Here is a 16,944-nt window from a genome sequence, read left to right as displayed (position 1 = left end):
AAGATTACATGACCTACTACAAACCTTCGAGCACCTGTTTTACTTCCTTCATAAGCCACATCGGAGTAGATGTAGCTCCACAGACACCTACCGTTTCGTGTTCTTGAAAAATAGAAGGGTCTATCTCATCCGATGCAGAAATAAAGAAAGAATTGGGGTTAGCGGCTTTGCACACATCATATAGGACTTTGCCGTTTGACGATTTCTTGCCCGAGACAAAAAGCACTTTATCATATTGCCGCGCAAAATCACCTAAATCTTCATAACGGTTGGATACCTGGCGACAAATCGTATCATTCGCCTTTACTTCATACCCTCTATTGATCAATTCTTCTTTGATTGCGTAGAACTTGTCTACACTTTTGGTAGTTTGACTATATAATGTAAAAGAGGGAGGCAATTCTACCTCATCTAACTCAGCAATATCTTGAAACACCAATGCTTGATTGTTGGTTTGTCCTTGCAAACCAATAACTTCCGCATGACCATGTTTTCCAAAAATCAAGATTTTCTCATTGTCATCATGAGATGTCTTGATCCGGTTCTGCAGTTTTAAAACTACCGGACAGGATGCATCTATTAGCGTGATATTGTTTTCCAAAGCAATCTGGTAGGTTTCAGGAGCTTCACCATGCGCCCGAATCAACACCTTTTCATTTTGTAAACCCGGCAAAGCTTCATGTCCAATAATTCGAAGGCCTTTTGCTTTCAGCCGTGCTACCTCCTCGTCGTTGTGGACGATATCACCCAAACAATATAAATACCCCTCCTCTTCAAGGATTTCCTCAGCCATATCAATAGCATAGACAACACCGAAACAAAATCCGGAGTCTTTGTCAATTGTTACATGTAGATTCTTAGACATATATGCAAAGTTAACAATTAGATTTTTTCTTTTTGCTTTTTACTTTTCATACCTTTGCAAAAATTTAATGGTTATGGCAACAAATAGAACATTTACGATGATAAAACCAGATGCAGTAGCAAACGGACACATCGGAGCAATCTTAAACGATATTATCGCTGGAGGTTTCAAAATCATAGCACTGAAATATATCCAGTTAAGCAACGAAACAGCAGGAAGTTTCTACGCAGTACACAAAGAAAGGCCTTTCTATGGTGAGCTCGTTAATTTCATGACTTCTGGACCTATCGTAGCAGCTATTTTAGAAAAAGACAATGCTGTGGAAGATTTTCGTGCATTAATCGGATCTACTAATCCTGCTGATGCCGCTGAAGGCACTATTCGCAATAAATATGCGAAATCAATCGAAGCTAACGCTGTTCATGGTTCAGACTCGGACGAGAATGCACAAATTGAGGGTGATTTTTTCTTTTCCCAATTCGAAAGATTTTAATTTAAAATTCGACATAAAGAGGCTACGTAAAAAGATCATCACCTACAAGAAAAAACGCGTCATTGCGAGGAAGAATGACGAAGCAATCTGCGTTTTTAACATCGTCAGATTGCTTCACCATCGTCCCTCCGGTTCGCAATGACGACGATGTAGTACTCTTTAGACGCCTTTCTTTATTGCCATTTCATGCGATGATGCAAAGAAAGTAACACGTGATTCGTCGCTCGTTTCTTTTCGACATTTTGCCGCATATATCCCAACTGTATACCCAAATTAGCTGCCACCTTATATCCAATCCCTCCATACAATCTATTGCGATCAAACACATCTAGATTATCATCCTTCGAAATATTCAAAAAGACCTCATCATAAACAGCAGCATATACTGCCCCTTTCCCTAAATCCCTTTTCGTTAAGGGCACATCCATAAATAAACTATATCGTCCCCGCCCCCTAAAGGTCCTATCTTCTATAAAGCGTTCTTCCAAACGAAACCGATGACGTATAAAAAAGCGATCGACGGTATGTTTAAGTGTGGCCTCTTGGTAGATACGATGCTCAAGAAAAGGATTATTCGGTGTATTCTCTGCTTCTGTATAAATAAAGCCATACCCTCCTGTCACAGTAAGGAAGGGTTTTACAGCATATTCCAACCCGACACGCAGCAAGGTCTGATTATGATCACCCCCCAGTTGATAATCCCGCAGCTGTAGTTCATGATGAATGGAAAACTTAGATGATTTGATGGCCGTATTGCCAAAATAGACTAACCATCCCTGGGCCTGCTGCTGTGCAAACAAAGACCACACGGAAAAAAACAAAAAAATACAGGTAAAAATAAACTTCATAGGTTCGCGTAAAATCATTAATATTGAAACGGTTTCTAAAGTAAAGAATCCTCTCCGAAATCACGCTAAGCCACTTGTAACAATGTTTTGATACTATTAAAATGTTCTTTTCCCTAGATAGTCATTTTCTTTTTTCGTCATGAGTTCCTTATCTTCTTTTTTCTTATCGTAATAACCGCAAAGATGCAGTACACCGTGGATGATGACGCGGTGCAATTCATCCCGCTCTGTTACTACGAATTTTTCGGCATTCTCTCGTATACGATCAACAGAAATAAATATATCCCCCGCAATAACGTCTTCATGTTCAGAAGAATCGAATGTTACAATATCCGTATAAGTATCATGATTAAGATACTGCTTATTGATTTCCAAAAGATAGTCATCAGAACAGAAAATAAAGTTTAGCTCTGCGATACGTTCAAATCTCTCATCCTTAACTGTTGTTCCGATCCATTCGCGTATCTTTTGTTTTTCTTTGATCGTAAAATCAATATCTTCGGAGAAGAATGAAATATCTTTAAGTGCCATATCTAAAATCCTTTTTTTTGCATATATGATTGTAGAATTATCGTCGCTGAAACGGTATCCACCAATCCTTTTTCCTGTCTCTTACTTTTTTTCTTACCGCTCTGCGCAATAACGGCTGAAGCCATCTTTGAGGTAAACCGTTCGTCTATTTCAGCTACAGGAACATGAGGGTACAGTTTCTTTAATTTTCGTACAAACCCCAAAACATGTTGACCAGATTCCGAATCAGAACCATCCATCTGCAAAGGTTTACCTACCACAAAGGTTTCCACCTCCTCCCGCTGAAGATAATCGGCTAGAAATAACCAAATTTCCTCGGGATGTACGGTAGTCAACGCCGTAGCAATAATCTGCAACGGGTCGGTCACTGCGATACCGATACGTTTTGTTCCGTAATCAAAAGCCATTACACGCATATCTTTTTTCTAAAAGTGTCTATTCGCAAAAGCCATCACGAACCTTCCTGATTTTTTTACAAAAGTACAATTACGAAATGAAGATAAAAATCTATAATTTTGGTATATATTCTACAAATCAATGAAAATAGTTTACACTTTTATCTGCTGCATCATTCCTATTTTGGGATTCAGTCAAACGCACAGTGCGTTGGAACACTATCGCAACCAGCAAAAAGAAACTTTTCTTAAAGATGATTTTGGCCCCTTACGTAAAGAGAACATTCCGTATTTAGATTACTATCCTGCCAATAATAATTATATTGTTGATGCCGATGTCGAATTATTACAAGCTGAGCCCACTTTTCGCATGCCTACTTATGACGGCACAAGCAATCCTTACAAACGATATGCGCTAATACATTTCACCATTGACAACGAAAGGCATACACTTACTGCTTACCAAAGCGTGGATTTATTCAAAAACCCTACATATCAAAACTACCTGTTTCTGCCATTTTTGGACAGCACCAATGGCGAGCAGACGTATGAAGGAGGGAGATATATCGAACTGGATGCTTCAAATATGAAGAACAACAGCATAACTGTCGATTTTAACCGAGCTTACAATCCATACTGTGCCTATAGCTCGGGATACCGCTGTCCGCAACCTCCAGCTGAAAATACACTAACAATCCCTATCTTAGCTGGAGAAAAAAAATATATTGGCCCTAAAAACGAAAGACCCGTGAATAAAGCTAATGCAAAAAATTTCAACGAAGCAGAATCCTCCCTTATCTTGTCGGGTGATGCAGCAACAAAACTTCATGTATATCAAATTACGAATGAAAACGAACTGAGCGTATTACAAACATCATCTATAGATATAAAATACAACGATCCACTTTTGGAAACGCTAGCTCGGAGGATGTTATTGACCGTACAGGATTCCGCCCATCCGGGTGTTGGAATTGCAGCACCCCAAGTCGGGGTTAATAAAAATGTGATATGGGTACAGCGCTTTGACAAGGATGATAAGCCGTTTGAACTCTTTATCAATCCCAAGATTATTTGGCGCTCCAAATTGACACGGGAAGGAGCAGAAGGTTGTTTGTCCATTCCGGACAGGAAGGAAACGATCCAACGTAGCTACGCTATACGATTACAACATATCGACAAAAAAGGAAATGTCGTTGAAGAAAATATCGAAGGATTTACGGCAGTAATTTTTCAACATGAAGTAGATCATCTATACGGCATCCTATACCCTGATAGACTGGAAGAACAAGCAAAAAAAGAATGCATTCCACTACAGGATAAGATCAATTTTTCTATAGAATCCGGTAGTATTTTACCTTAGTCAGGAGTTAGAAAGCAAGCTTTAGGAGCTAGGTTTCTTTTCTAGCACCTAATTTCTGACACCTAACTCCTAAATTATCTTTCTACAGTCTTAATCTCATACAACTTCGGCCAAAGCTTACCCGTAACAAAAAGTCGCTTTCCTGCTACATCGTACGCTATTCCGTTCAACTCATTATCCACAGGCTGCCTGTTTTCTGTATTCATTCCTACCAAATTGATGCGTCCTTCCACAGCTCCCGTTTCCGGATTAATAACGACAATGATTTCCTGTTGGTATACATTTGCATACACCTTCCCTTCAATATATTCCAGCTCATTTAGGCTATCAACCGCCCCATTTTCATCATACACGCCGATAGAGCCTATTTCTTTGCCAGTCGTAGGATCCAGAAAATAAAGAAGATTCGAACCATCCGATTTGATCAATCGTTGACCATCATAGGTCAGGCCCCATCCCTCCTTACTATTCCCATAGCTAAAGGAACCTGTTTTTTCAAATGAGTTTTTATTATAAAAAAAACCGACATTATCTTGCCATGTCAACACCACGATTTTATCGCCGATTATAGTCATCCCCTCTCCGAAATATGAGTCACCTATCGGGACAATCTTTGTCACTTTTCCCGTCTGAAGTTCCACCTTACGCAGAGAAGACTCTCCGGTACGACCGGTCGTCTCATACAATACACCTCCCTCGTATTGCAGTCCCTGGGTAAATGCTTTATCATCATGAGGAAAGGTATTTACAACTTCAAAACCATAGTTTTTGGCTGAGGGGGGGAGGACGACCACATTGCTGTAAGCAATATCTTCTTTACCAGCGATGTATACTTTTGCCGTAATTGAACGATCTCCTAATCCAACTTTCTGTGTATCCAAAACAACAGCCGAAGTATCTTTCTTCCGCTCCAAGATATTGCCATCTATCGAATAAATTACTGAATCTACGGCAGCTTCCGAAAAGTTAAGTTTCAGCTTAAGCTGTTCGCCCAAAAGTACTTTTTGGCCTGATTCAGGCTTTTCAAATTCCAGTTTTCCTTTTTGGGTTTTACACCCTCCAACGGCCAATGCGAGCGCAAGGGCAACAGTCCAAATTGATTTATTATTCATCCAGTCAAATCCTAATTTTATCATCTAATTGCTCCAAAAAGCATCCTTAATTAATTCGATCTTACTTTGTTCTAAAAAGACGGATACGATATCGAATCGAATCTCTCCTTCATATTTCGTATAGCTAATATAGGCATCCGCTAAACGGATAAGATTGCGTTTCTTTTTATGATCGACAAATTCCTTTGGCTCGCCAAAACGGGAATCCGTACGGCTCTTTACCTCAACAAATACCAAAACACCGTTATCTTTGGCAATCACATCTACTTCCAAATGTTTGTAGCGCCAGTTTACACACACAATCTCGAATCCACATTCCAAAAGATACCGAACAGCTTGCTGTTCACCCCAAACTCCCGCTTCTAAATGTTTAGCCATAACAAATTTAACGATTTACATCTTATTTCACGATTGTATTCCCCAGCAGTTGCCCCAACATTTTCTCTGCTTCTTTTAACTTGGAATACTTATGTAACAGAATCTGTAAATCATCTTCGGACTGTTCTTTCTTTAATTCTTCACGAATTTTGTACATCTCCTTTTCGAATTTACGTTTTTTAATCCGGTATATGACCTGCGTTACCAACTGTTTCAGATTTTCGATCTCTTCAGGGACATATATTTTATTCTTCTCACTGTTCCAATTGGGACTAATTTCATATTGGCTTGCGACGCATCCAATCGCCAAGTCGGCCACGTCTTTATCAACATGCGAAAAAAAATATTTAGCCTCGGGAATCTCAAAATTATCCGCCTGCTTCTTAAACTCTTCCACAATGATTGCACTGGCCCTATCATCGAAAGAGATATCATCGATACTTCCCAACAAATACGGTGCTATTGGAACCTCGCCATCGCCTTCCCAACTCGCCATCTCTCTACCATAGTTTAACAATACGCGAACGACCTCCCGCTCTTGCAGTATCTCCGGTGTAATCTTCGTATACGTGTCCGATTCCGGTAGTCCTGCGTCCGATCGCTCTGCTTCGGTCAAAAAGAAATCAGGTGGCGGCATATCTCCTGGGTAGGGACTACCTGTCGAAGCCTTAGCCCCAGACTCCCGCTTCTTATCCTGAGCCTTGGCTTTATGAAGACGGATCTTGTTTAATTCACTTAATAAAACCCGCTCTTCGATATCCAACAGGCTACTACACTGACGAATAAAAACCGAGACTTTGATTTCATCCGGAATCAACGCGATACTTTCCACCACATCTCGTATAACCTCTGCACGTTTTATAGGATCATTATTGGCGTCTTTTAAAAGAATATTTGTTTTATAAAAAATAAAGTCCTGCTGATGCGCTGAAATATATTCCTTAAAAGCCGCAGAACCAAAGGTCTGCACGTATGAATCCGGGTCGTTTCCATCCGGAAAGAGGAGTACTTTAACATTTAAACCTTCCTCTAGGAGCATGTCTGTACCCCGTAACGAAGCTTTTATGCCTGCTGCATCCCCGTCGTATAGTATAACAACATTTTTAGTAAACCGCGAAATTAATTTAATCTGACCTGTCGTCAAAGAAGTTCCCGATGAGGAAACCACGTTTTCTAAACCGGCCTGATGCATTGAAATCACATCGGCATAGCCCTCTACCAAATAACAGGTGTCCTGATCCAGGATAGCTTTCTTCGCAAAGCTAAGCCCATATAATACATCAGATTTATGATAGATCTCACTTTCAGGAGAATTGACATACTTCGGAACAGATTTTTCCGTCTTAAGTGTTCGGCCACCAAAACCAATAATTCGTCCGGTGAGGTTATGGATAGGAAATATTACGCGACCCCTAAAACGATCGTATAAACTTTTATCATCTCGTTCAATCGCCAGACCAATTTCGGTAAGGTATCCATCTTGAAAACCGTCTTTTCTGGCTTCATCCACTAAGCCTGTCCATACATCCGGGGAATATCCCAAATCAAATTTTTTGATGATATCCTCGCGGTATCCCCGTTCTTTGAAGTAAGATAAACCGATCGAATTTCCGATATCCGTATTCCAAAGCTGTTCCTTGAAAAACTTGCCCGCCCATTGACTCAACACGTACAAACTTTCACGTTTATCCTGAGCAGCCAGTTGGGCCGGAGATCGCTCTATCTCGGCGATCTCAATATGATACTTGTTTGCCAAATAACGTATCGCTTCTGGATAAGAATACTTTTCCAGTTCCATCACAAACTTCAAAGAATCTCCTCCCGCACCACAGCCAAAGCATTTGTAAATACCTTTGGCTACCGAGACGTGAAAAGAAGGTGTTTTTTCATTATGAAACGGACAATTACCGATCAGCGAAGTACCTCTCTTTTTTAAATCCACAAAATCACCCACCACCTCCTCAATACGAGCCGTGTCCAGTACTTTTTCTATTATCTCTTTTGCGATCAAGCTTTATTCCCTTTTATATCAACTATTTTCTACCTACACAATCAAGCTTAGATAAAATTTGCAATCTTACAGGTTCATTTACGGTGATAATCCACTTGTCCACCATATGACTATTATTCAAAGTGCATCTATAAATAGCCAATAAAGGGATGGCGATTAAGCCAAAAATATATGTGAATATAGTCTGAAAAGCCATCCTGTTAATCTTTAGATTGCACAGGTTGCAAGATACGAATGAAATAGAGGAAAATATAAAAAAGTAGCGAGAAGTTTTTTTGCCAACTCAAATTAATGTTCACCATATAACGTAAAAAAGTAATGAAAATCATTACATGGTATGCTTATTTATACAATCGATCCCACTTGTAGTCGATTCGCTACAAATTTCAACATGTGAATTTATTATCTCTCTAATTATCACTAGATTCACATCCTGAAAAAAACCACCATGTCTATAAATAATATTAAGCTCTTCAAAGGAATTTTTCTTAATGAGAACAGAAAATTATTAACGTATTCTGCCATCTACGATTTCGTCCTCACTTTTAATGGAACCACTTATCTTGAAAATAATGGATCCCAAATCAATCTTTACCTTCATAACGAGTTTGGCGAGATCACAATAGACAATAGCAGTTACTATCTCTTTTTTAACAAAGAGCTAATAAAAGACGAGTTAGAACTCCAATTCCTCAATCAAAGAACCAAAGGTCTATTAATTCATTTATCATATGTGGATAGCGCACACTTCATGCATTTAACTAAATTATTAATTAGTAGCTTTTTTAAAGAGGGACAGGAGTTAAGTTTACTGTTTGTCCGTAATATTATTGAACAGATCATTTTGATGATGATGCTTAAATTTGAATCAAAAAGAGAATCAAAAAGAAAAACCAGTTCTATTAATCCGATAGACAGACATAAAGAGATCGCTCATAACTTTCTCGAATTGGTAAAAAAACATTTTCGTACAGATAAAAAAGTAGCGCAATACAGCACAAAAATGCGCATAACAGAAAAAATATTGAACCGATCTACTAAATTAACCTTTAACTACAGTCCTAAAGAATTAATCCACTTCGAAATCATACAAGCTGCAAACGAGTTATTATTATATTCTGATTTGTCTATAAAGGAGATTTCCTATCAATTGGGTTTTGAAGAGGATAATAATTTTAGCGCGTTTTTTAAAAAGCATACCGGTCGTACACCCCGTGCCTATCGAGACGATGCTATTCAAGGCACAGTATGATGTATTAAGGCTTAGTCCCGAAGCGTTTTACTTCTATTTTTTTCGATTTTACGTTGAGCTGAAATACGTCTAGTATAAGCGTCTTTCCAATCTCGACTTTACCTGAACGAGCATTATCTTCGATAAATATATTTTCAGGAAAGTTCGCATTATCTAAATAAAATGTATAATCACCCTGTGGAAGACTAAGCTGGAATTCACCTTTTTGATCCGTATGCGCTTCGAAGGTCTTGTCATTCTGATTCTTGGCAACCACTTTATAGATATCAAGTTCTAGATTCGTGCTTAAGCTGAGATTCGCATCATATTCAAGGCTTACACGCCCCTTCGCAGTACCTACTTTTTGTAAAGGGATTTCAATTTCCATAGAATTCCGGTTCATCAACAGCAACTTTGATATCGCCTGATAACCACTGTACAACGGAAAGAACAAGGTATACTCACCATATGGCATTTTTTTGAACGATGCATTTCCACGACGATCCGTTACAAAAAGGATCTCTCGCACCATAAAACCATACCCTGTAGCCGCCTCATCACCCTCATCAAAGATATTATTACTGTTGTTGTCGTAAAAGCAAAACACCTTGAGATTTCCCGTTTTTATAGCCGGACGATCCAGATTCTGACTTTTTAAGTTCTGGCGAAAACCTACACACAGATTGGTAAAATCATAATTATACCCTGTCACACCTTTAGTATAACTATATTGAAATACCCCCGTCAGCAACGTATTTTTAAGCACACGGTAGCTTGTATTGATATTTGTATTGTACGAATTACCAAAATCGGAACTTAAATTACTCATAATATTAGCATTCCACGCCAATTTCTTCTGTAAGATATTTCCACCGTAAGAGGCACCAAACGAAAGCCTATTGCCGACAGGACGGTCAAGTAACAGACTGTTCAACACTTCATAGGCTTGAAAAGCTCCCTTTTGATACGAGCCGAACAAACCCAGCGCGCCATAATTATATGAAAAATTTCCCCTCAGCACAAATTCATCCTGTGTATAATCTCTAATTGAGATGAGTCCCGTTTCCATCGTGAGAAACATATTGTGCTTGAAGTTCTTGGAGCGCATATTAGCCGAACTCAGCAATTGCCAAGAATGTGTAGATACATCAAGAATGCCGCTTTGTGAAAAGTAGCTACCATTTTCCTGGTTATAATTAGGCTGTACGCTGAGACTTACAAAAGTTGATATGGGCATATTGAGGCTCGCATCTAATCTCGAGGTGCTGTTGCTATAGGATGCAAAACGCGAGTTTAGGTATTCCGGTTCGTAACGTGAATAAAAATAACCCATTCCATAATTGAGCTTTTTTATGCTTCGATTTACACGTTGCGACAGCTGCAAGGCACCTCTTCGATTTCCGGTATAATAGGCCGTACTGAAAAAATTGTCACTGGAATATGTCCAACGTCTTGAACGTCCATTTAATTTTACACCCATTGCTGCCGAAGGTTGAACACCGTCGCCACTCTCTAATTCGCCCCAATAGCGATTCACACCACCTGCTAAAAAGCCTCTTATTTGTATCTTATCGGCCAATTCTTGCCTTAGCAGATCAAAAGTATTGGTCCATAAAATGCTTTCGGTACTGTCCATTTTGTTATTGTCGTAGTAAGCCTGTCCTTCATAACGCTTACGTTCAGATTGTTGGTCGCCCAACACCAATCGTGTAAAGGCCGTAAATCCAGGGTTGCTAATACCGTAAAATCCCAGCAAGTCATTAGATTTCTCTACAATCCCTGCCTCCAATACGTCATATTTTATGCTATCCCGAAAAGCCACTTTTACACCACGTCCATACAGTGGTGCGTCGAGGCTTTCCTGCAGATTGCCTAAAGTTACCGTGGTATTCTTTCGTTCATATTCCACAAAGGTGCTATTGACATTGGGTCTACTTGCCAGATCGCTCATCTGATTAACATAGGCACTATAACGGATTTTCCCCTCATGCGTACGGTATTCACCCTCAGAACGCAAGTAATACATACGTTGTTCTTCTAAAAGATTATTAACTTGTAGATCAATATAATTTCTGGAATAGACGGCAGCATTATTATCGAAATTAAACATCCGTTGATAGTTGCGGTTAGACGCAATATTGGAAAAAAGAATCGTAAAATTTCCAAAAACATCGCTATTTTCATACATGGCACTGACTCTTACAGTGTACTGTGGAAGATCTAGCATGTATTTTTCAACGACAAACCCTACTTGTATAAGTGAATCCTTTCCCGAGGGCAGCAACATTGATATGGATTGAAAATCCCTGTCGCCCACCCGGTCGGGCGAAGAGAGTAGTAAGCGGATCTGTTCGTCCGTCGTACCACTATTTATGACCCGCATCCGCACATATACCGAATCGCCTATTTGACGAAGATACTGCATTTCCGAGTTATTCTGAATAACCACTGAACGTTTCTCCGGCACCTCGATATCAACCATCTTTTGCATAAGAATCTCTCCTCGATGATCGATTAACTTTACCGGAAATGTTCGACCTTTCAAGGTATACAAGGCATTACTCCGCAGTTTGACAGAAAGAAAACGTTTTTTACCGGCCGAGATATGTACGGTCACCTGCGTACCGCTTAGGCTGTTGAGCTCTTGGGGCAGATCAAGCTGTATGATACCTTCAAAATCTGTAGAGCCATTATTTTGCAACTGAATATCGAGTGTATTGATACCAGCATTTAATACGACAAAAGAGTCCAGCTGCATCTGCACATCCTGATTTACCTGCGCTATGGAAGAGCTGCATAGGCCAAAAAAGAGCACAAATGAAATAACCGAAAGAACAAATAGTTTCATGACTTTGTTTGTAGCAGGTTATTTAGGTATCAAAAGATACAACAGCGAGACAGAATAATTGCCCGGTTTGGCCGATAAAATCTGGGGCTGTGTAAGACTAGCCTTATAGTGCAGGTTAAAATGCTGTGCCGTTTTATTGTTATCCGAGGTTCCCGAGAGTAACACCCGTTCATCCGTAGAAAGCGTAACATTAGAATTGGAGGTAATCCCTTTTGCGCCGTGTCCAGCAGTTAATTGCGTCGATAATATGGAAAGTGGCAGTTCGCCTCCTTCTGCACGCACAAGTTCTGTATCCAGTGATTTCACCCGAAGCTCAAAATTGGTCTTCGAATTCACTTTGACTGCATTGTCAAAAGATAAAGACACCCCGTCGGTATAATCCTGAAGCGTAAAGAAACGCAATATAGCATTTGTAGCCGGGGCACCTATCTGTAAACTATATTCCGGTTCCACATCAACAAGGTGGCCATCCGTTAATGTGGGAAAAATTTGAACTTGATAGTCAATTGCTCGCGTTCCCAAAACATTTCTATCTTTATCATATAAGGTATAAATCAAAGGAATGCGATATTGAATATATCCCCATTGATTCGCGCTCTGATAATTTTCAAGATATTTCCCTTGCGCAATCTTGATTGTGCCATACAAAAAAATCTGCGTCGAATGATTGCCATAGGATTGCAAGGCCGTATTGGATCGATCGATCAACATCACCTCGTTGGCATTTTGCAATAGAATATCATTCCGGCTTGCACCAATCGTTTGGAGGTTGATATTCGGATTTCCATTATCATTTGTCCAACGAAAGCTGATTTTATCCAATGGAAATGTCTGTCCATTTCTGCTTGGTGCCGCTTCAACAATCGATACTGGCTGCAATAGCCGCACCGACAGCGACCAGTTTGGAACATTCACATTCAGTCCACTCCAGTCAAATTGGAAAGTATTCGCTCGCTCGCCCCCTTCTTTTCCTAAATAGGACGTAATCTGATAAAATGATTCCGTAGCATGCGGGTTGAATGCAATTTGTCCGTAAAGAGATGACTTTGTCATCAATAATAGAACAAAAAATGCAACAGCTATTTTATTCAGCTGGATCATAATCAAACTCTAATTCCGCAGCTTTGACCATATCCTCTTCACCATAGAAAAGCATAACCGATACTAGGTAGTTTCCCTTTGTAAGTTCCTTCGGTACTTGGATATATTGTTTACGTTTATCACCTGGAAGACAATAGAAAGCCATATTATCCAATACTATTTTCTGACCCGTTTCCTGATTAATAAATTCAGCTCGAACTTTTCCCTCCATCCAAATGTTACCGGTAACATCAAATGCGAGCTCTAAAAAGTCTCCTACACTATCCACATGCATATGTTTTAGATTAGTTATCTCCAGATCTGCTTTATCCTTGCCATTAAAACGGTGATAGATCTTTATCCCCGAACGGACTGCAATTTTTATGTTAGCACCCTCTTTATCCACACCTTGTCTCGGATTAAGCTGCGTCACAAAAAGCATGCTTGTATGTACGGGAACAGAATCTGTATAAGAAACCGTTTGCGGAACGGCTAGATTAACATTTAATCTTTTCGTTTCTCCTGGCTTTAGTGAAAAAAAAGGTTCCGAAATGGAGATCCAGGATGCGCCACTATTTGTAAAAGTACCTATTGGAGCCATTTCATTATCTCCATAAAGTGTATAACGCCAGTCTTCAAGAGAAACCGAAAGGTCTAAGGTATAATCTTTGCTCGGATTCGTCACATCTACCGTTTGGATCTGATTTTCGCCTGCATTCGATACAAAAAAGAGTCTTGGAGGCCCGACTGTTATGCCGGTTTGAGCATATCCAAAAAAGGTGTATAGAATTATAGTAAAAAGGAGAGATAGACGAATATTCATAGTATTACAAACTTACTTGTTTCTTATAAAAAAAGCAAGTGCTTAAGATATAAGCACTTGCTTCCCTTTTAACTTCTTTAAGTAGTTATTATGGAGTTGTTATTGTATATACCACATCAGTCGTGTACTTTACAGCCTGCTTACCATTGTTATCAAGATAAGTAGAAATTTGTTCCGCACTAAGTGCTGCCGACTTATAGGTTACATCTATTAATTGTCCTGTAGTAGAAGTCGACGCACCAGCTGTGTTAGTACCTACTAAAATCATTTCCTGACTGTTGCTAAGTAGATCTCTTACGTTTTTAGCGGCACTACTATTTAAGGCAATAGTCACTAATGTACCGTCAAAACCACCCTGAGCTCCACCACCGGTTACACGTGATAAATTTTGGCCGGTTCCATTGAAAGCTTGTGCAGAAATTTTAAAACCAGATCCGATAGACGTAGCTTTTAAGTGTCCTGCAATCGACTTTGAAACTCCTGCTGCGTAATCCGCGGCTGTCTTATATTCTAAGTTCACCACGTCAGCATAACCTGCAATTGCACCTTGGTCATGTGTACCGATTTCTAATGATAGCACTGGATTCAAAATTACATTTAATTGAACTTTTGTAGAAGCAGTTTGTGCATTAACTCCAATAATTGTTGCAAAAAATAATACGATTGCAATTGATAAATTTTTCATGTTTTTTATTTGTTTAATTTTTTAGTTTTTCTATTTCTAACAAGCAATATTCCGATTGATTGTTGAGCAAAAGTACAGCGGAAAAACACACCAGAAATATGAAATTGCGCCCAAAAAATATAAAAATGTTCAAACATCTAATCCGTTTTGCGGTAACGAGACAATTTTTAGAGAAGAGATAATTGTTAAAAACAAAAAAAACACAACTAGAAGAGGTTTAAACTATGTTTTTTAAGATTATGAATGCATAAAAAGAGTATTATTTATTGCTCTTTTCGGATGTAGTGCTTTAGCTACAGATACAAAAATACGGCTCTATTTTCGTTAGAAAATATTTTTTCAAGATCCATTTTGTTACTTAAGACCCAAATAAAACAGCTAAAAAGCACTCAGAATACAACCGGAAGAATCCACTTACCTTGTACAAAGATCAAGATAAGGTAGACATACGGAAGTTGCCAACAAGGTTATCTATGGCAGAGCGATAGGGATTGCGATAGGGATTTTACTTAGGCTCTAAACTGTACAATACGTCATTTGAAAAAACAACGGTTTTATTTTCCTCGGCGTATTTTAAAAATTCATTACTTCCCGGACCTTGATAAGAAACATCAAACGTTGTATTAAAAGAAGGCGCAGTACTGGAAATCAAATTATGATTAGCAATCCCGAGAGCCACGGCAGGCGAAAACGTAAGATTTAGACCGGGATTTGCTGAGGAGGATGTAGCAGCCACCTTAATATTAGGAAGAGATATATTCTCATTATTTCCTCCACCGATCTGTGCAAAATCCTGATTAGCTAGTTTTACATTAAGCACATAAGCGCTTGTACTAAATACAGTAAGATGTTCCTTTTGAACAACTTTCACACCATTCCTATAATCTTCAACGGTATTATAAGAAAGCGTTGTTACAGCTTGTGAAGGATTAACGACCAGATGATTCACATGGTTTAACACCACGTTTAAGCGAACGGAATTACTTTGGGCATATAACGCAGTAATAGACGATAATACTAAAAATATAATTATCCTTCTCATAGCTCAATTTTTTTTCTGTATTAAGCTGCTTCTGTATTCGTCGGATTTCTGACGAACACGATCCTATACTTTTATAATACACCAATAAATCTAACAAAAAAACACGAAAGAACGAAATCATAAACGTAAAAATCAGATCTACATCATAGAATCCTACAAAAATACGTATAAATCAACTTATGAAACATCATTTGAGGCGTATAAATTTGATCCGTACCACGTATAAAAGCAAAAGGAGATGACGCTTCTTTCCAAAACACATGGTCACTATTAATATCTTCTGAAAGAGAAAAATTTCAAATAACGGCCCCGGGCTACGCACTTCGACGACGAGCTTTTCCTTGTCGTTAATACATGTTACACTGAAAGCTATCGACAAAGTTATAACGATGCGCCGCATAAAGCCTCACGACCTCACCAATTACAATAATAGCCGGATGCGACAACCCACTACCTCTTGCTGCATTGAGTAAATCACCCACCTTACACACCACCTCTCGCTGAGTAGACAGGGTCGCATGTTGTATTATTGCCGCAGATGTATCACCTTTTCCACACATCACATAGGTACGAGCTATTTCATCCAGCTTTTTCATCCCCATATATATAACTACGGTAGAATTACTCTGTATCGCTAGCTGAAGATCTGACGAAAGTCGCCCGTCTTTTTTTGTACCGGTAAGCGCCCAAATACCATCACTTACCCCACGATGTGTTAGCGGTATATGGTGAAACCCCGTGCCCTGCATACTACTTATACCTGGAACATACCGTACCTCAATGCCCAATCTTTCCGCAAAAAGCAGCTCTTCAAAACCCCGACCAAATATATACGGGTCGCCTCCCTTAAGCCGTACTACAGCACCATATTCTCGACAGTAGTGTGCAATCAGCGTATGGATATCCTCTTGAGGGGTAAAATCAGCATATGGCTCTTTACCTACATATACTTTTAAGCAAGAATCCGGCACAATTGAGAGCATTTCATGATTAACAAGATGATCAAAAAGCAATACTTCCGCCTTTCGAAGCATTTTATACGCTTTTATTGTCAAAAGATCAGGATCTCCTGGACCTGCACCTATCAAATACAGAATATTTCTTAAATTTTTTGTCTTAGCACCCATAATCAAAAAAAAATTATTAAAAATTCAAAAAAATATATTCATTTAATTGAAAAATATAAATAAAAATACACAAATATGATATTAACATACCACATGCATTAAAAAACAAACCAAA

Annotated in this window: 16 protein-coding genes; 3 read left to right on the top strand and 13 right to left on the bottom strand. The window is 39.0% G+C overall.

Going from position 1 to position 16,944, the window contains the following annotated elements; all coding sequences use genetic code 11:
* Positions 1 to 16: 16 nt before the first annotated feature.
* On the bottom strand, positions 17 to 865 hold the full coding sequence (locus FAZ15_RS10380) for a 4-hydroxy-3-methylbut-2-enyl diphosphate reductase (RefSeq protein ID WP_136901253.1): 849 nt from the start codon (positions 863 to 865) through the stop codon (positions 17 to 19).
* 73 nt (positions 866 to 938) lie between these two features.
* On the opposite strand from FAZ15_RS10380, the gene FAZ15_RS10375 reads away from it, so the two are divergent.
* Positions 939 to 1,358: a nucleoside-diphosphate kinase gene (locus FAZ15_RS10375; RefSeq protein ID WP_136901252.1), complete on the top strand. Its 420-nt coding sequence runs from the start codon at positions 939 to 941 to the stop codon at positions 1,356 to 1,358.
* Positions 1,359 to 1,531: 173 nt separating this feature from the next.
* Here FAZ15_RS10375 and FAZ15_RS10370 read toward each other — a convergent pair whose 3' ends face one another.
* The 3 genes from FAZ15_RS10370 to ruvX all read right to left on the bottom strand — a co-directional run bounded on the left by FAZ15_RS10370 (position 1,532) and on the right by ruvX (position 3,153).
* Complete coding sequence (locus tag FAZ15_RS10370; RefSeq protein ID WP_162304920.1) at positions 1,532 to 2,206, bottom strand: DUF2490 domain-containing protein; 675 nt, start codon at positions 2,204 to 2,206, stop codon at positions 1,532 to 1,534.
* A 96-nt stretch (positions 2,207 to 2,302) separates the two neighbouring features.
* Positions 2,303 to 2,737 (bottom strand): rRNA maturation RNase YbeY, encoded by a 435-nt coding sequence (gene ybeY, locus FAZ15_RS10365; protein WP_136901250.1) that lies wholly within the window; start codon positions 2,735 to 2,737, stop codon positions 2,303 to 2,305.
* Positions 2,738 to 2,739: 2 nt separating this feature from the next.
* Positions 2,740 to 3,153 carry a Holliday junction resolvase RuvX gene (ruvX, locus tag FAZ15_RS10360; RefSeq protein WP_136901249.1) on the bottom strand — a complete coding sequence of 138 codons (414 nt, stop codon included), beginning with the start codon at positions 3,151 to 3,153 and terminating at the stop codon, positions 2,740 to 2,742.
* Positions 3,154 to 3,274: 121 nt separating this feature from the next.
* Between ruvX and def the strand changes: the two genes are divergently transcribed.
* Positions 3,275 to 4,492 carry a peptide deformylase gene (gene def, locus FAZ15_RS10355; RefSeq protein WP_136901248.1) on the top strand — a complete coding sequence of 406 codons (1,218 nt, stop codon included), beginning with the start codon at positions 3,275 to 3,277 and terminating at the stop codon, positions 4,490 to 4,492.
* 74 nt (positions 4,493 to 4,566) lie between these two features.
* Here the strand turns inward: def and FAZ15_RS10350 are convergent, their stop codons facing one another.
* The 3 genes from FAZ15_RS10350 to dnaG are packed head-to-tail and all read right to left on the bottom strand — an operon-like array spanning position 4,567 to position 7,993.
* Positions 4,567 to 5,628 carry a glutaminyl-peptide cyclotransferase gene (locus FAZ15_RS10350; protein ID WP_238387217.1) on the bottom strand — a complete coding sequence of 354 codons (1,062 nt, stop codon included), beginning with the start codon at positions 5,626 to 5,628 and terminating at the stop codon, positions 4,567 to 4,569.
* A complete protein-coding gene (locus FAZ15_RS10345) occupies positions 5,629 to 5,982 on the bottom strand; it encodes a YraN family protein (RefSeq protein ID WP_136901247.1) in 354 nt (117 codons plus the stop codon).
* Positions 5,983 to 6,004: 22 nt separating this feature from the next.
* On the bottom strand, positions 6,005 to 7,993 hold the full coding sequence (gene dnaG / locus FAZ15_RS10340; RefSeq protein ID WP_136901246.1) for a DNA primase: 1,989 nt from the start codon (positions 7,991 to 7,993) through the stop codon (positions 6,005 to 6,007).
* A 448-nt stretch (positions 7,994 to 8,441) separates the two neighbouring features.
* On the opposite strand from dnaG, the gene FAZ15_RS10335 reads away from it, so the two are divergent.
* Positions 8,442 to 9,245, top strand: coding sequence for a helix-turn-helix domain-containing protein (locus FAZ15_RS10335; protein WP_136901245.1), 804 nt, complete (start codon positions 8,442 to 8,444; stop codon positions 9,243 to 9,245).
* Between the two features lie 4 nt (positions 9,246 to 9,249).
* Here the strand turns inward: FAZ15_RS10335 and FAZ15_RS10330 are convergent, their stop codons facing one another.
* From FAZ15_RS10330 to cobA, 6 genes are all read right to left on the bottom strand, one after another.
* On the bottom strand, positions 9,250 to 12,072 hold the full coding sequence (locus tag FAZ15_RS10330; RefSeq protein WP_136901244.1) for a hypothetical protein: 2,823 nt from the start codon (positions 12,070 to 12,072) through the stop codon (positions 9,250 to 9,252).
* Positions 12,073 to 12,090: 18 nt separating this feature from the next.
* Entirely contained in the window at positions 12,091 to 13,173 is a 1,083-nt protein-coding gene (locus tag FAZ15_RS10325; RefSeq protein ID WP_136901243.1) for a hypothetical protein, read from the bottom strand.
* Positions 13,157 to 13,975 (bottom strand): fimbrial biogenesis chaperone, encoded by an 819-nt coding sequence (locus FAZ15_RS10320; RefSeq protein WP_136901242.1) that lies wholly within the window; start codon positions 13,973 to 13,975, stop codon positions 13,157 to 13,159. Before FAZ15_RS10320 ends, FAZ15_RS10325 begins: the two co-directional genes overlap by 17 nt.
* Positions 13,976 to 14,063: 88 nt before the next feature.
* A complete protein-coding gene (locus FAZ15_RS10315; protein ID WP_136901241.1) occupies positions 14,064 to 14,660 on the bottom strand; it encodes a hypothetical protein in 597 nt (198 codons plus the stop codon).
* A gap of 505 nt (positions 14,661 to 15,165) precedes the next feature.
* Complete coding sequence (locus tag FAZ15_RS10310; protein WP_136901240.1) at positions 15,166 to 15,702, bottom strand: hypothetical protein; 537 nt, start codon at positions 15,700 to 15,702, stop codon at positions 15,166 to 15,168.
* A gap of 347 nt (positions 15,703 to 16,049) precedes the next feature.
* Positions 16,050 to 16,829 carry a uroporphyrinogen-III C-methyltransferase gene (cobA, locus tag FAZ15_RS10305; RefSeq protein ID WP_136901239.1) on the bottom strand — a complete coding sequence of 260 codons (780 nt, stop codon included), beginning with the start codon at positions 16,827 to 16,829 and terminating at the stop codon, positions 16,050 to 16,052.
* Positions 16,830 to 16,944: the final 115 nt, after the last annotated feature.

Source organism: Sphingobacterium olei, assembly GCF_005048855.1.
GTDB classification, from domain to species: domain Bacteria; phylum Bacteroidota; class Bacteroidia; order Sphingobacteriales; family Sphingobacteriaceae; genus Sphingobacterium; species Sphingobacterium olei.
The sequence above is the reverse complement of the archived record's forward strand: the minus strand, read 5'-3'. Positions and strand labels throughout refer to the sequence as shown.

What these genes read in the sequence shown, in the direction of transcription:
- FAZ15_RS10380 (WP_136901253.1), bottom strand. Translation starts at nt 865, where the DNA reads ATGTCTAAGAATCTACATGTAACAATTGACAAAGACTCCGGATTTTGT.
- def (WP_136901248.1), top strand. Translation starts at nt 3,275, where the DNA reads ATGAAAATAGTTTACACTTTTATCTGCTGCATCATTCCTATTTTGGGA.
- FAZ15_RS10350 (WP_238387217.1), bottom strand. Translation starts at nt 5,628, where the DNA reads ATGATAAAATTAGGATTTGACTGGATGAATAATAAATCAATTTGGACT.
- ybeY (WP_136901250.1), bottom strand. Translation starts at nt 2,737, where the DNA reads ATGGCACTTAAAGATATTTCATTCTTCTCCGAAGATATTGATTTTACG.
- cobA (WP_136901239.1), bottom strand. Translation starts at nt 16,829, where the DNA reads ATGGGTGCTAAGACAAAAAATTTAAGAAATATTCTGTATTTGATAGGT.
- FAZ15_RS10325 (WP_136901243.1), bottom strand. Translation starts at nt 13,173, where the DNA reads ATGATCCAGCTGAATAAAATAGCTGTTGCATTTTTTGTTCTATTATTG.
- FAZ15_RS10320 (WP_136901242.1), bottom strand. Translation starts at nt 13,975, where the DNA reads ATGAATATTCGTCTATCTCTCCTTTTTACTATAATTCTATACACCTTT.
- FAZ15_RS10375 (WP_136901252.1), top strand. Translation starts at nt 939, where the DNA reads ATGGCAACAAATAGAACATTTACGATGATAAAACCAGATGCAGTAGCA.
- FAZ15_RS10370 (WP_162304920.1), bottom strand. Translation starts at nt 2,206, where the DNA reads ATGAAGTTTATTTTTACCTGTATTTTTTTGTTTTTTTCCGTGTGGTCT.
- FAZ15_RS10310 (WP_136901240.1), bottom strand. Translation starts at nt 15,702, where the DNA reads ATGAGAAGGATAATTATATTTTTAGTATTATCGTCTATTACTGCGTTA.
- FAZ15_RS10335 (WP_136901245.1), top strand. Translation starts at nt 8,442, where the DNA reads ATGTCTATAAATAATATTAAGCTCTTCAAAGGAATTTTTCTTAATGAG.
- ruvX (WP_136901249.1), bottom strand. Translation starts at nt 3,153, where the DNA reads ATGCGTGTAATGGCTTTTGATTACGGAACAAAACGTATCGGTATCGCA.
- FAZ15_RS10345 (WP_136901247.1), bottom strand. Translation starts at nt 5,982, where the DNA reads ATGGCTAAACATTTAGAAGCGGGAGTTTGGGGTGAACAGCAAGCTGTT.
- FAZ15_RS10330 (WP_136901244.1), bottom strand. Translation starts at nt 12,072, where the DNA reads ATGAAACTATTTGTTCTTTCGGTTATTTCATTTGTGCTCTTTTTTGGC.
- FAZ15_RS10315 (WP_136901241.1), bottom strand. Translation starts at nt 14,660, where the DNA reads ATGAAAAATTTATCAATTGCAATCGTATTATTTTTTGCAACAATTATT.